This is a genomic window from Shewanella sp. POL2, assembly GCF_000282755.1.
GTDB lineage: Bacteria > Pseudomonadota > Gammaproteobacteria > Enterobacterales > Shewanellaceae > Shewanella > Shewanella xiamenensis.
Genome location: NZ_AKZL01000002.1, coordinates 23,749 through 37,660, shown reverse-complemented (window position 1 = coordinate 37,660; position 13,912 = coordinate 23,749). Strand labels below are relative to the sequence as shown.

The following is a 13,912-nucleotide window of genomic DNA, read 5'->3' as shown; positions in this document are numbered from 1 at the left end:
GTGTAAATAAAAAGTGGCATTAGATTTTTCATAAATTTGAGCTAGCGCTAGAAACGTGTCGCCAGAAGTTGCATCCTTGTTAACTCGGAAGCGCTAATGGCGCCTGTAGCCAAGTGAAACATGCCCTAGTACTTGCTCCGGTAAAAATAACCATAACAATCGCCAAGGATGTCCAAGTGAAACCTGCCACCTATAATACCGAAGCCTTCGATGAGTGGATCCGCAGCCGCTTTGTAGAACTCAACTCGCAGCTTGAACAGCTTTATTACCAGCAGATCGACCGTGCTAATGTGCAAGATATCGGTACCGAGCTTAAGCAAACTCTAGAAAGCGAAGGGCGAGGGCTGATTAAGGCTTTGCTCGATGAGGGCAATACCGACGAAGGCTTTGATAGTGCTTTTGATTTGCTAGGCAATGTTGGCCTGTATATGGCCGCCTGCCGCCGCCATGAAATTACTGAGCCAACACGGGAGACCACCTCGCCACTTCTTGAAGCGTCAGCGCTGGCGATGCATATCGGCGCCTCAATTGGAGTCACGCCGCGCTTTGCTACCGCCCATTTAACCACCCATAACCGCGCCCATAATGGTATCTACAAACGCTTTACCGATCTGCCCGATGAAAAACTGTTTGTGGATTACAACACTAAAGGCATTTTGGCCTATAAACGTGCAGCTGATGCGCTATTAAAAATCCAGCCTTTGGGGATTTCTCATCCAATTAGTCACGATTTACTGCGCGTCGCTAAGCAGGCATTGCAGGATGTGATTGATTCTAATACGCAGTTATTCAATCGTTTAGATACGGACCGTTTCTTCTACTGTGTCCGCCCATATTACAAACCCTATCGGGTTGGTTCTGTGGTGTATCGTGGTGCCAATGCGGGTGACTTTGCCGGGATTAACGTTATCGATTTAACCCTAGGTTTATGTTTTGCCAACGAAGCATCTTATTCGCAAATGCTGGTGGATAAGTTTTTATACATGATGCCAGAGGATCAACAAATCCTGCGGGAATGCATGCGTCGCCCGAATTTGATGGATGACTTTTTACAGTCAAAGGCCAGCGTGCAGCAGGATTGGTATCAAGAAAACCTCAAGCTGTTTATCGAAGTCTGTGAATTGCATGGGCAAACCGCCATCCAGCATCACAATGAATTAGTGACTAAATACATTGCAGAACCTTCGGTCAGTATGGAGCAGCAACATTTAGCCAAAGTGACCGCCAGCGGCCCACCATTGCATGTACTGCTCGCCTCCCTTGAGCGTTTAAGGGATAGACGCGCGGCCGTATTACGTGACGATATTCGCACCCGTTATTATGATTTGAAAAAACTCAAAGACAGTTTGAGGTAAGGCCATGCTGCTAAATGTAAAACAGGATTTTTGCCTCGCAGGCCCTGGATATCTGCTTAACCATTCCGTGGGGCGGCCACTCAAATCGACCGAGCAGGCGTTTAAGCAGGCGTTTTTTGCACCTTGGCAGGAGTCTGGCCGCGAGCCTTGGGGTCAATGGTTAGGTGTCATCGATAACTTTACCGCGGCGCTGGCAAGCCTTTTTAATGGTCAGCCGCAGGAATTTTGCCCGCAGGTGAATCTATCGAGCGCATTGACCAAGTTGGTGATGTCACTGGATAGATTAAATCGCGATGGCGCCGTGGTGCTGATGAGCGAGATTGATTTTCCTAGCATGGGATTCGCCCTTAAAAAGGCATTGCCCGCAAGTTGTGAACTGCGCTTTATTCCCAAGGGCTTAGATGTTACCGACCCCAATGTGTGGGACGCACATATCAGCGACGATGTCGATTTAGTCTTTGTCAGCCATGCCTATTCTAACACGGGACAACAGGCCCCCCTCGCGCAGATTATCCCCCTTGCCCGTGAGCGTGGCTGCTTGAGCCTAGTGGATGTGGCGCAATCGGCTGGTATTTTGCCGCTGGATTTAGCCAAGCTACAGCCAGATTTTATGATTGGTTCGAGTGTGAAATGGTTATGCTCCGGCCCCGGCGCTGCGTATCTGTGGGTCAATCCGGCTATTTTGCCCGAATGTCAGCCACAGGATGTGGGTTGGTTTAGCCATGAAAATCCCTTCGAGTTTGATATTCATGATTTTCGCTATCATCCAACAGCGTTGCGGTTTTGGGGCGGCACGCCTTCTATCGTCCCCTACGCTATTGCCGCCCATAGTATTCAATATTTTGCCAATATTGGCTCACAGGCGATGCGTGAGCATAACTTGCAACTGATGGCTCTAGTGGTACAGGCATTGGACAATGAGCTCGTCTCGCCGAGGGCAATCGATAAGCGTAGCGGTACGCTGATTTTGCAATTTGGCGAGCGGCAAGCGCCGATCATGGCGGCATTGGCTGAGGCGAATATCAGTGTCGATGCCCGCAGTTTAGGGATACGCGTATCGCCACATATTTATAACGATGAGGCCGATATCCTAAGGTTACTGGAGGTAATAAAAGCCCATCGTTAACGGATTGAATTTGGCTTACTCAGCCGACATCGCGTAAATTTGGCTTACTCAGCCGACATCGCGTAATAGCCTCGAACAGGGAGCATGGCTCTGGGGCACCAAGGCGCCCCCTAATGCCGATGTCGTTAACCCATGCCCTGAGGCTGAGGTCATTTATGGGGGCGAATATGCTTAAATGCTGTAGCTGTAGTGGCAGAACATAGAACGCGGGGTTCGGAGCTTGGGATTACTGGGCGTGATAGCCAAATCGACTGGCAGCATCACGGTATCGACGATCAGCGAGCTACCCATATCGACCAGTGTCAGAGGGATAGTAAACAGCAGCAGTGGCGGGGCGGATAACGCAGAAACTATCGCACACTCCTCGCCATTATCAACAGCCGTTTGAACACTGGAGAAAGAATGCCCCCAAGTTGAATTTTCTCCTATCCTCGATGTTATTGTTGCACATCCCGTGAGAGAACAGCACACGACCAAGCAAGTCAACCAACGCATAACCACTCCATTGTTTATATGTGAAAAACCGCATTGCTTCGGTATGAGCGACTCGCTTGATTAACTTTGGGCGTTAGTCTTATGGAACCCGAACTGGTTTTGTTCGACACCGATATATTCAGTTTTAGCAAGTCGGCATTCTAACCATATGAATATATGTGTCAATTATTCAGCAGCAGTAATGAGACAACAGTAATGAGACTCCCAACTTTAATGTCGCTGTAGTTAACTCCTCTGCCTATAAGTTAGTTTTATATCGCGTTTAGCTCAGGCTTAAACGACATCTGTCCCTATTGTTGTTACTGCAGTGGTGTCTGCTGGTATGCTTTCTTTTGATGATAAATAAGTGGTTGGCTATGTCGCCATTTAGAGAAAAGTGTTGGTCATTGAATCAGCATGAAAGTAGTGTATACCTTCAAGAAACAAAAAGCCCCAACAGCAAAGCTGTTGGGGCTTTGATACTTTATGCATGCATTTATACCGTGAGTAATGGCATGCATCTAGCCATTACAGGCTGTAGTACATTTCAAACTCTAATGGGTGAGTTGTACGGCTTACACGCTCAGCTTCTGCAGATTTCAGTGCAATGTAAGATTGGATGAAATCTTCGCTAAATACACCACCGCGAGTTAAGAACTCATGGTCAGCTTGTAAGTTTTCAAGGGCGTTTTCTAATGAAGTTGCCACTTGTGGGATTTCAGCCGCTTCTTCTGCTGGCAGATCGTACAAGTCTTTATCCATCGCTTCGCCTGGATGGATCTTGTTTTGGATACCGTCGATACCCGCCATCAGCAGTGCTGCGAAACCTAAGTATGGGTTTGCATGTGGATCTGGGAAGCGAGTTTCGATACGACGACCTTTAGGGCTTGGTACCACTGGAATACGGATTGAAGCGCTGCGGTTACGTGCTGAGTAAGCTAACATCACTGGTGCTTCGAAGTGTGGCACTAAACGCTTGTAAGAGTTAGTGCTTGGGTTAGTGAAAGCGTTCAGCGCGCGAGCGTGCTTGATGATACCACCGATGTAGTACAGTGCGGTTTCACTTAAACCTGCGTATTTGTCACCTGCGAACAGGTTTACGCCATCTTTCGCCAGAGATTGATGAACGTGCATGCCGCTACCGTTGTCGCCAACGATTGGCTTAGGCATGAAAGTCGCAGTCTTACCGTAGGCGTGAGCCATGTTGTGTACTACGTACTTCAGAATTTGGATTTCGTCCGCTTTCTTAGTCAGGGTGTTGAAGCGAGTTGCGATTTCGTTTTGACCCGCAGTCGCCACTTCGTGGTGGTGAGCTTCAACTACTTGACCCATTTCTTCGAGCACTAAACACATAGCGCTACGTAAGTCTTGTGATGAGTCAACAGGCGCAACTGGGAAGTAACCGCCTTTCACGAATGGACGGTGACCAGTGTTGCCACCTTCGTAGCTAGTGCCAGAGTTCCATGCCGCTTCTTTAGCGTCGATTTTCACGAAACAACCAGACATGTCAGTACCGAAACGAACATCGTCGAACAGGAAGAATTCTGGTTCTGGTCCAACTAATACAGTGTCAGCGATACCGGTAGAGCGTAAGTATTCTTCCGCTTTTTTCGCGATAGAACGTGGGTCGCGGTCATAACCAGTCATAGTGCCTGGCTCGAGAATGTCACAGCGGATCAGTGCAGTGGTTTCTTCGGTGAATGGATCCAGTACGAACGTAGTTGGGTCTGGCATCAGTACCATGTCTGATTCGTTAATGCCTTTCCAGCCAGCGATTGACGAGCCGTCAAACATTTTACCGTCTTCGAAGAAGTCAGCGTCTACCTGATGAGCTGGAATAGATACGTGCTGCTCTTTACCTTTGGTGTCGGTAAAACGTAAATCAACAAACTTAACTTCTAATTCTTCAAGTTGCTTTAAAACTGATTCAACTGACATTCTCAAGTCTCCGGTAGGGTAAAGGGATGTCCCTTCTATAATCTTTTAACTCAAGTTGTGCTTGAGCCAAACTTACTAGCTATAAAGCGATATCCATGCCAACAATTTAAGTTGTTGATAATTAATGAATATGTGTTTTATTGCACTATCTTTAACTCTGTGTTGCACTTTATTGGTGCGTTTTGATGTGGCATTTTGGTGCATTCATCCATTTTGGTGCGCGCCATTCGCCCCCCATTTTAGTGCAGTGACGATGAGCATCGGCTTGCTTGGTTAATTCATATCCATATTCAAGCTGAGCAGCATACTCGTTGTTAGCCTGTTACTATCCATTAGGCTCAGCAAAACAGAATGAATTTAGCATATAAATAAGTCTAGATAACCGCGTAAGCTCACTGTTTTCAGTGCTCGCCATAATGTCACAAAACAGTGAGATGCTAAGCTGTTTTTCTGATAATGATTTTGGCTTGTTTTCATTGCTTATCATTAAAAATCAATTGATTAGTCTTGTTGTTCTTAGGTGGGAATAGAGTTTATTGAAACTGCGTCTAAAGCCATTTATTTAGGCTATAGAGAAAATACTTAGGTAGCTGTTTGGCATACTGATGTGTTTGGACGAAAAAACGGGGCTGCCGAATTGGGGTTATTCGCTATACTTATGGCGGCCTTGAGCGCATAGTCTGCAATGACATTCCAGTGAAAAATAGTAATTTCAGCTGGTTAGTCGTATTGAGTTCGAGATAACGTGGCAATTGTCTGCGCGTTAACGGTGCATTTGGGTTATTTGCCTTATCGCCATAACTGATTCGTTAGCATAGGCCCCAAAAAATAGTTTTATAAGTGTTCAAAAATAATCCTGTGCGATATGGCCGCTCTGGAGTAGAATGTCACGCTTTTTTATGGCGACTCAACGTAGATTGCTGTAACGAATATTGTAATATCCCTAATTTTGTTTGATGGTAAGAGGTTTATCTGTGCTAGAGAATTTACGTAACATCGCCATTATTGCGCACGTTGACCATGGCAAAACGACCCTGGTTGACAAGCTGCTGTCGCAATCAGGAACCCTTGAGACCCGGGGAGAAGCTACTGAGCGGGTGATGGACTCCAACGATCTTGAAAAGGAGCGTGGAATCACGATTCTGGCAAAGAACACTGCCATCAAGTGGAACGACTACCGCATCAACATCGTAGACACCCCAGGCCACGCCGACTTCGGTGGTGAGGTTGAGCGCGTTCTGTCTATGGTTGACTCAGTATTACTGCTGGTTGACGCCGTTGACGGTCCAATGCCACAGACTCGCTTCGTAACCAAGAAAGCGTTCGCCCAAGGCTTAAAGCCAATCGTTGTTATCAACAAGATTGACCGTCCAGGTGCACGCCCTGATTGGGTTATCGACCAAGTATTCGACCTGTTCGATAACTTAGGTGCGACCGACGAGCAATTAGATTTCCCAATCGTTTATGCTTCTGCATTAAACGGTTTTGCAACTTTAGATCCGGATGTCGTCAGTGAAGATATGACGCCACTGTTCCAGACGATCATTGAAAAAGTATCTCCACCTGCAGCAGATGCTGAAGGTCCGTTCCAGATGCAAATTTCTCAGCTTGATTACAACTCTTACGTAGGTGTAATCGGTGTTGGTCGCATCAAGCGTGGTAGCATCAAAGCTAACCAACAAGTGAGCGTGATCGGTGCCGACGGTAAAGTACGCAACGGTAAAATGGGCCAAGTATTAGGTTACATGGGCTTAGAGCGTACCGAAGTTGACGTTGCAAACGCGGGCGACATCGTAGCGATTACTGGTTTAGGCGAGCTGAAGATTTCTGACACTGTGTGTGCCGCTGGTAATGTTGAAGCACTACCACCACTATCAGTTGACGAACCAACGCTGACCATGACGTTCCAAGTCAACACTTCACCTTTCGCAGGTAAAGAAGGTAAATACGTGACATCACGTAACATTCTTGAGCGTCTGCAACAGGAATTAGTGCACAACGTGGCACTGCGTGTTGAAGAAACCGACAGCCCAGACCGTTTCGCGGTATCTGGCCGTGGTGAATTACACTTATCTATCCTGATCGAAAACATGCGTCGTGAAGGTTATGAATTAGCGGTTTCTCGCCCAGAAGTTATCTTAAAAACCATCGATGGCGAACTGTGTGAACCATACGAAACCCTGACCGTTGACGTTGAAGAAGAGCATCAAGGTACAGTCATCGAGAAGCTTGGTATCCGTAAGGCTGAGATGAAAGACATGCAGCTTGACGGTAAAGGCCGCGTGCGCGTTGACTTTATCATCCCAAGCCGTGGCTTAATTGGTTTCCAAACTGAGTTCTTAACTGCAACTTCTGGTACTGGTCTGATTTACCACTCATTCGATCACTACGGTCCGCACAAAGGTGGCGATATCGGTCAACGTGCTAACGGCGTATTGATCTCTAACGCTACGGGTAAGGCGCTGACATTCGCACTGTTCGGTCTGCAGGACCGCGGTCGTCTGTTTATTGGCCACGCAGCCGAAGTTTACGAAGGTCAAGTTGTGGGTATTCACTCACGTTCTAACGACCTGACAGTTAACTGCCTGAAAGGTAAGCAGCTAACTAACATGCGTGCTTCTGGTACTGACGAAGCTCAAGTACTGACTACGCCAATCACCTTAACACTCGAGCAAGCGCTTGAGTTTATCGATGATGACGAATTAGTTGAAGTAACACCTAAGAGCATCCGTGTTCGTAAGAAACACTTAACTGAAAACGACCGTAAGCGCGCTAGCCGCGGTTAATGGTGGTTGTGGTGGGCACGTAAAGTGACTGCCATACAGTGAATAAAGCCCTGCTAAGGCAACTTAGCGGGGCTTTTTAATGGCTATATTTCAGGTTCATGTACTGAGCGTATGCAGTTACGACCTGCGGACTTCGCCAAGTAAAGGGCGGTATCTGCTTGGTGGACTAATTCTAAGGCATTATGTTTATCTGAGGGGAGTAAACACGCAACACCCACGCTGACCGTGACAATTCCTATGTCTGTTTTAATATGGGGTATAGCAAGCGATTGAATAAGTTGATGTACGTGCTTGGCGGTGCCGAGTGCGCTTTGGTGATCCGTATTGGGGAGTAAAATAACAAATTCTTCGCCGCCATAGCGTGCAACCAATTCACCTGCCCGACGACCTGATTGAGATAAGCTGTTCGCCAGCATCTTGAGACAGTCATCTCCTGCGAGATGGCCATAAAAATCATTAAATAATTTAAAGTGGTCAATATCGAGCATGATAAGCGAGAGTGGCGTGTTGTTGCGTTGCCCACGACTCCATTCCTTTTGCAGCATTTGATCAAACAATCTACGGTTGCCAATATTGGTTAACCCATCGGTATTGCTGAGTTTTTCGAGTCTGTTGTTCGCTTCTGCAAGTTCATAGGTTCGCGCTTGTATAATGGACTCTAGCTCTCGATTGCGTTCTTCTAAACTCGTCATCGGGTAAATTTCGCCTTGTTTTGCTAAACCATAGGGAATGGATATTCCACTATGGACGATTTTCCAATCGTTGCTTTCTTGGCGAAAAATCAGCACTAACCTTGCGGTTTCTTGGCTGAGTATCGAGTCTGGAATAGGGAGGTGTATATGGAAAAACGCTGTAATAACAATAATATCTTCGGCAAGATCCTGTAGTGAAAGATCTAATACTTCAATATGGATCCGTTCGGGGACTTGGGCGAAGTCCTGACGGGTTATTTTTACCCATTCATCTTTACTGGTGACAAGAATATCGCTGCTACCTGCATAACCACTAAAAGTATCGCTAAAGCGGGCTGTGAGTTTGTCATCCCGTGCAGCGTACATCTCAATATATTCATCAAAAAGTGACTGCATAAGTTGCAAGCGTCTCTGTCGCATAGATTCACCTCAAGTAAGAATATAAGCGTTTTATTGTTCTTATTTGAGATGAGTATTAGTGATAAAACCATCTTCCGTTCTGATTAAAATCAAGATAGTGATGTAAAAACCACCAATAGTGTGATCTGTGCCCGCTTTTTGAGCTAGGGTTTGCTGTTCTTGTTACAGTTACCTAGCTTTAGTGGCAAAAGTTTGAAATGTTGTCATTTTGCTTGTTTAGTATACAGACCGAATGGTGCATTAATCGTTACTTTGGAACAGTGCAGAAGGGATTAATGCAAACGATAAACGTTTTAGAAGACGTCCAAACCAGATAAGCCTAATGACGCCTTATAGGGTCATTCCCTTCGTTAGCCATAAGTAAAGGAATATTCCATGGACAAGACTCAACACTCTCAAGGTAAATGCCCCGTGATGCATGGGGCAAATTCAGCCGTTGCCAGCAACAATATGGATTGGTGGCCTAAGGCACTAAATCTCGATATTTTGCATCAGCATGATAAGAAGACGGATCCCATGGATCCCAACTTTAATTACCGTGAAGCCTTTAAGACCCTTGATCTCGCTGCCGTGAAGCAGGACTTACATTCTCTTATGACCGATAGCCAAGATTGGTGGCCAGCCGATTGGGGGCATTATGGTGGCTTGATGATCCGCATGGCATGGCACTCTGCGGGAACCTATCGCATTGCCGATGGCCGTGGCGGTGCGGGGACGGGTAATCAACGCTTTGCCCCACTCAATAGCTGGCCCGATAACGCCAACCTTGATAAAGCCCGCCGTTTACTCTGGCCGATTAAGAAAAAATACGGCAACAAACTCTCATGGGCAGATTTGATGATCCTCGCGGGTAATGTGGCCTACGAGTCTATGGGCTTAAAAACCTATGGATTTGCCGGCGGTCGAGAGGATATTTGGCATCCTGAAAAAGACATTTATTGGGGCTCTGAAAAACAATGGCTTGCGCCAAGTGATAATCCTAACAGCCGTTATTCGGGCGCGCGTGACCTTGAAAATCCCTTAGCTGCCGTAATGATGGGGCTGATTTATGTGAATCCTGAAGGGGTTGATGGTAAACCCGATCCACTGCGCACCGCTCAAGATGTGCGTGTCACTTTTGCACGAATGGCGATGAATGATGAAGAAACCGTGGCCTTAACCGCCGGTGGTCATACGGTGGGCAAATGCCATGGCAATGGTAAGGCACAGGATCTTGGCCCTGAACCCGAGGGCGAAGAACTTGAGGCCCAAGGTTTGGGCTGGCTCAACAAAAAAGGCCCAGGCACTGGCGCGAATACCGTTACCAGTGGTCTCGAAGGCGCTTGGACGACTCATCCCACTCAATGGGATAACGGTTATTTTCACCTACTGTTAAATTACGATTGGGAATTGAAAAAAAGCCCCGCGGGCGCCTCTCAGTGGGAACCTATTAATATTAAAGAGGAAGATAAAGTCGTCTCAGTGGGCGACCCGAATCGCAAGTTTAACCCCATCATGACCGATGCGGATATGGCGATGAAAATGGACCCCGAGTATCGCAAGATCTCCGAGAAGTTTTATCAAGATCCCGCCTATTTCTCCGAGGTATTTGCCCGTGCTTGGTTTAAGTTAACTCACCGCGATCTGGGGCCTAAGAGCCGTTATTTAGGGCCAGAAGTGCCGAGTGAAGAGCTGATTTGGCAAGACCCCATCCCAACCGTTGATTATCGTTTGGATGCCAGTGAGATTGTCGACCTGAAGGCGAAATTATTAGCCTCGGGACTCAGTGTTTCCGAATTGGTCGCAACCGCGTGGGACAGCGCGCGCACCTTCCGAGGCTCGGATTTCCGCGGTGGCGCCAATGGCGCACGGATCCGTTTAGCACCACAAAAAGATTGGCAGGCCAACGAACCCGAGCGTTTGCAAAAAGTATTGCAGGTGTTGAGCGCGTTGCAGGCAAGCTTAAGCAAAAAGGTCAGTATTGCCGACTTGATTGTCCTCGGTGGCGCTGCGGCGATTGAAAAGGCCGCCCACGCTGCGGGAGTCAATATCACAGTACCTTTCATGCCTGGCCGTGGTGATGCCACGCAGGAAATGACCGATGTGGAATCCTTTGCCGTACTTGAGCCTTTGCACGATGCGTATCGTAACTGGCAGAAAAAGGATTATATAGTTCAGCCCGAGGAGATGATGCTCGATCGCACTCAACTTATGGGGTTAACCGCCCATGAGATGACAGTGTTGGTTGGGGGAATGCGGGTGTTGGGCACTAACTATGGCGGTACACGCCACGGCGTGTTTACCGACAAAGTGGGTGTGTTAACTAATGATTTCTTTGTGAATCTTACCGACATGGCCAACAACTGGAAGCCTGCGGGTACTAATTTGTATGAGATAGTCGAGCGTAAAACTGGCGCAGTGAAGTGGACCGCTACCCGTGTCGATCTGGTGTTTGGCTCTAACTCGATTTTGCGCTCCTATGCTGAGGTTTATGCGCAGGATGATGCCAAAGAGAAGTTTGTGCATGACTTTGTGGCGGCTTGGACTAAGGTGATGAATGCCGATAGGTTTGACCTTGCCTAATCACTAGTACTTAAGCTCGTTGTGACCATAAAAGGTGCAGTTTAGACTGCACCTTTTTTATATCTCTTATCAACAAATCAGAGAGTTAATGACCCACTCGGTCAATCACTTGGATAAGTTCCATGCGGATAGCGTCCGGTGTTTGGCTATGCCAGAATCCCGCTAAATAAGCGCCGAGTGGCAGGAGGAAGAGCGCCAATAATAACAAGACTAACAATCCTTTATGGCTAACTCTGTGACCCGATTTAAGGCCAAAACCGAGCGCCGCTGATTTAGGGCAGGCCGCCACACAGCGCATACAGGCTTGGCATTCGTCGCTGCGAACCGTGGTTTTGGTATGCACTATGATGTTGGCTGGGCAGGCGCGGGTACATTTATCGCACTTCATGCCCTTGGCTTCGATCAGGCAATGCTGAGTATCGCGGCGGATTTTGAGTGGGCTGGCAAAACTTAACAGTCCGAGCATGGCACCATAGGGACACAAGTAGCGGCAAAAACCTTGGCGACGCCATGCGGCGAGGACGAGGATAAGAGCAAAGCAGGCTAAGGTAATAAGCCCTGGTGTGATAAAAAACAGTGCCATCTTAAGGTCGGCAATTTTGTGGTAGTTACCCTGCAGATAATAGGGAATTGACTCGCTTGGCATACCGATCACTACATAAAACAGTCCCAGCAGTAATAAGTATTTAAGCATCCGTAGTGGCCAGTCTAGCCATGCGGGTGGCGCAAGTTCTGCTTTGATAAAGCGTTTGCGCAAGGCGTAGAGGTATTCGCCGGCGAGTCCTAAGGGGCAGGCCCAGCCACAAAAGGCGCGTTTACAGAGTAGGCCTGTGAGTAGCACGGCGGCGAGCATCACAGCGGCGGCGGGATGGGTTTGGTCCCACAGGTTGAGCGTCAATATGGCTTTTAATTCAATCCCGCCGGCGATGGGCAAAAAGGCATCGACAACATCAGGGCGCATTAACCAAGGCGTGACCCCTTGTTTGAGTTGGATAGCATTAATGCAGTATTGGATGGCGACTAAAAACAACGAGAGTGCGAGCAGGTGTTGGCAGCCTTCACGCAGGGCGTTGATTTTTATCTCGGCCTTATACTCCACCGGAGCAAACTTATGGGCAATAAGTGTAAGGGGCAAGGCAATGATTAGGGCGAGCGCCAAGGGCCAGTAGAGGCTAATCGCCACGGCGCCCACACTCAGGAGTAAGGTGGTCACTGCTCCCCATTTTTTACCGCTCCAATAGCTTAGGGAGGCGATATACATCAGGGCCAACATTAGGGTAAGGGATTCAATAAAGGTCATGTTAATACTGCAAATAGAATACACGTATTCAATCTGAGCAATCTTTTGTAGATAAGTTTATGAGCCTAAAGTGAATTTGTGCGTTAGATCCAATATTGATTGAATCATCACACTAAAGCGCGCCATCGCTCACAAAGCTAAAAATCTTAGCCTTGCACAAACGAAACTGGGAATGCAGGGAGGATAAAATCAACAGCAAACCGCCATCGCAGCTTGCCGAAGTGTTTAGAGGGTTAGAGCATCAGTGCTAAGCTGTTAATTCAGATTGGTTTGACGGAATTAACAGCCAGTTTGAGCAAGCTAAATGGCCTTACCCTTTTGAGTTCTCAAGGGCCTCGATAAATCGAGTAGACTCATTGATAGATTTATTCATTTCTTTGATTAAGCCTGAGATATCCGTTTGTAAGTTGGCAAATTCACCTTTAATCGCGCCTATCGCCTGGGCATTTAAGTTATGCTTTAAATACAGCATATTGTCTTTCATAGCGGTGAGAATGGGCGGCATTTTTGATTCGGCGCGGCGCATGGTTTTAATCAACTGCTCGTAGGAGCGACGGGTTTCCTTGAGCTTAGTTTCGCTGTTGCGGCGTAGGCTCGCTTTGCTGATCTCACCAATTTCCGTTTGCCACTCATCGAATAGCGCCTCGGCAACATCTTCGACCTTGTTGATGCGATTACTTACGTCATCGGCGGCACTTTGGGCTGACTCGTATTCATCTTTAGCCTTGTTATAGGCTTTTTCGAGGTTGCCACCATTGTGGTTGAGTAGGGCTTGCATCTCCTCGAGTGCTGAGCTGAACTCTTTTTGCGCATCCTCTTGGGATTCTTTCGCGGCTTTCACTCTGTCGACCATAATGTCGCGCTTGTGGTAGCCCACTTTTTCCATGGCACCGTAATAGGCACTCTGGCAGCCCGTCAGCAATAGCGTTGCCGCTATCAGACTAGAGGTGATCAATCTTTTCATTGGGTATTCCGTCACTGAGTCAGATGAAGTTAGTCGGCCTTAAAACGTGCCGCATCGATAATGCTCCAGAGGTGAAAGATAGCACCAATTACCGCGGGCACAATTAACCACCAAAGGGCGTAGCCGATTACAGTGACCACGAAGAATAGCAATGCTGCCAAAATTCGCCCTTGTAGCAGTTGGCCTAGGCCTGGGAAAAACAGACTAGCGATTGCGGCGATAACATTGCCAGTGGATCCTTGTTGTGACATCAATTCACTCCTTAGACTTGTAAATTAAGTGTTTATTGTACGAA

At 47.5% G+C, this 13,912-nt stretch carries 10 protein-coding genes; 4 read left to right on the top strand and 6 right to left on the bottom strand.

Translation table 11 applies throughout. The features are described 5' to 3' along the window. Positions 1 to 176: 176 nt before the first annotated feature. Together SHEWPOL2_RS00775 and SHEWPOL2_RS00770 are read left to right on the top strand one after the other, a co-directional pair. Positions 177 to 1,355, top strand: coding sequence for a monodechloroaminopyrrolnitrin synthase PrnB family protein (locus tag SHEWPOL2_RS00775; protein ID WP_037425036.1), 1,179 nt, complete (start codon positions 177 to 179; stop codon positions 1,353 to 1,355). Between the two features lie 4 nt (positions 1,356 to 1,359). Continuing rightward, a complete protein-coding gene (locus tag SHEWPOL2_RS00770) occupies positions 1,360 to 2,481 on the top strand; it encodes an aminotransferase class V-fold PLP-dependent enzyme (protein ID WP_037425034.1) in 1,122 nt (373 codons plus the stop codon). Between the two features lie 171 nt (positions 2,482 to 2,652). Here SHEWPOL2_RS00770 and SHEWPOL2_RS00765 read toward each other — a convergent pair whose 3' ends face one another. Further along, positions 2,653 to 2,976, bottom strand: a complete 324-nt coding sequence (locus SHEWPOL2_RS00765) for a YceK/YidQ family lipoprotein (protein WP_037425032.1) — start codon at positions 2,974 to 2,976, stop codon at positions 2,653 to 2,655. Between the two features lie 507 nt (positions 2,977 to 3,483). Further along, positions 3,484 to 4,893 (bottom strand): glutamate--ammonia ligase, encoded by a 1,410-nt coding sequence (gene glnA / locus SHEWPOL2_RS00760; protein WP_037425030.1) that lies wholly within the window; start codon positions 4,891 to 4,893, stop codon positions 3,484 to 3,486. 974 nt (positions 4,894 to 5,867) lie between these two features. On the opposite strand from glnA, the gene typA reads away from it, so the two are divergent. After that, a complete protein-coding gene (gene typA / locus SHEWPOL2_RS00755; RefSeq protein WP_037425027.1) occupies positions 5,868 to 7,679 on the top strand; it encodes a translational GTPase TypA in 1,812 nt (603 codons plus the stop codon). An 83-nt stretch (positions 7,680 to 7,762) separates the two neighbouring features. Here typA and SHEWPOL2_RS00750 read toward each other — a convergent pair whose 3' ends face one another. After that, positions 7,763 to 8,791 carry a diguanylate cyclase gene (locus tag SHEWPOL2_RS00750; protein WP_037425024.1) on the bottom strand — a complete coding sequence of 343 codons (1,029 nt, stop codon included), beginning with the start codon at positions 8,789 to 8,791 and terminating at the stop codon, positions 7,763 to 7,765. A gap of 375 nt (positions 8,792 to 9,166) precedes the next feature. Here SHEWPOL2_RS00750 and katG point away from each other — a divergent pair, with 375 nt between their 5' ends. Continuing rightward, positions 9,167 to 11,353: a catalase/peroxidase HPI gene (katG, locus tag SHEWPOL2_RS00745; RefSeq protein ID WP_037425022.1), complete on the top strand. Its 2,187-nt coding sequence runs from the start codon at positions 9,167 to 9,169 to the stop codon at positions 11,351 to 11,353. Between the two features lie 85 nt (positions 11,354 to 11,438). Here the strand turns inward: katG and SHEWPOL2_RS00740 are convergent, their stop codons facing one another. The 3 genes from SHEWPOL2_RS00740 to SHEWPOL2_RS00730 form a co-directional block, all read right to left on the bottom strand. After that, on the bottom strand, positions 11,439 to 12,653 hold the full coding sequence (locus SHEWPOL2_RS00740; RefSeq protein ID WP_037425020.1) for a 4Fe-4S binding protein: 1,215 nt from the start codon (positions 12,651 to 12,653) through the stop codon (positions 11,439 to 11,441). A gap of 310 nt (positions 12,654 to 12,963) precedes the next feature. Beyond that, on the bottom strand, positions 12,964 to 13,617 hold the full coding sequence (locus SHEWPOL2_RS00735; protein WP_037425018.1) for a DUF2959 domain-containing protein: 654 nt from the start codon (positions 13,615 to 13,617) through the stop codon (positions 12,964 to 12,966). Between the two features lie 29 nt (positions 13,618 to 13,646). After that, complete coding sequence (locus SHEWPOL2_RS00730) at positions 13,647 to 13,868, bottom strand: hypothetical protein (protein WP_037425015.1); 222 nt, start codon at positions 13,866 to 13,868, stop codon at positions 13,647 to 13,649. Positions 13,869 to 13,912: the final 44 nt, after the last annotated feature.

What these genes read in the sequence shown, in the direction of transcription:
- SHEWPOL2_RS00740 (WP_037425020.1), bottom strand. Translation starts at nt 12,653, where the DNA reads ATGACCTTTATTGAATCCCTTACCCTAATGTTGGCCCTGATGTATATC.
- katG (WP_037425022.1), top strand. Translation starts at nt 9,167, where the DNA reads ATGGACAAGACTCAACACTCTCAAGGTAAATGCCCCGTGATGCATGGG.
- SHEWPOL2_RS00730 (WP_037425015.1), bottom strand. Translation starts at nt 13,868, where the DNA reads ATGTCACAACAAGGATCCACTGGCAATGTTATCGCCGCAATCGCTAGT.
- SHEWPOL2_RS00750 (WP_037425024.1), bottom strand. Translation starts at nt 8,791, where the DNA reads ATGCGACAGAGACGCTTGCAACTTATGCAGTCACTTTTTGATGAATAT.
- SHEWPOL2_RS00770 (WP_037425034.1), top strand. Translation starts at nt 1,360, where the DNA reads ATGCTGCTAAATGTAAAACAGGATTTTTGCCTCGCAGGCCCTGGATAT.
- SHEWPOL2_RS00735 (WP_037425018.1), bottom strand. Translation starts at nt 13,617, where the DNA reads ATGAAAAGATTGATCACCTCTAGTCTGATAGCGGCAACGCTATTGCTG.
- SHEWPOL2_RS00765 (WP_037425032.1), bottom strand. Translation starts at nt 2,976, where the DNA reads ATGCGTTGGTTGACTTGCTTGGTCGTGTGCTGTTCTCTCACGGGATGT.
- glnA (WP_037425030.1), bottom strand. Translation starts at nt 4,893, where the DNA reads ATGTCAGTTGAATCAGTTTTAAAGCAACTTGAAGAATTAGAAGTTAAG.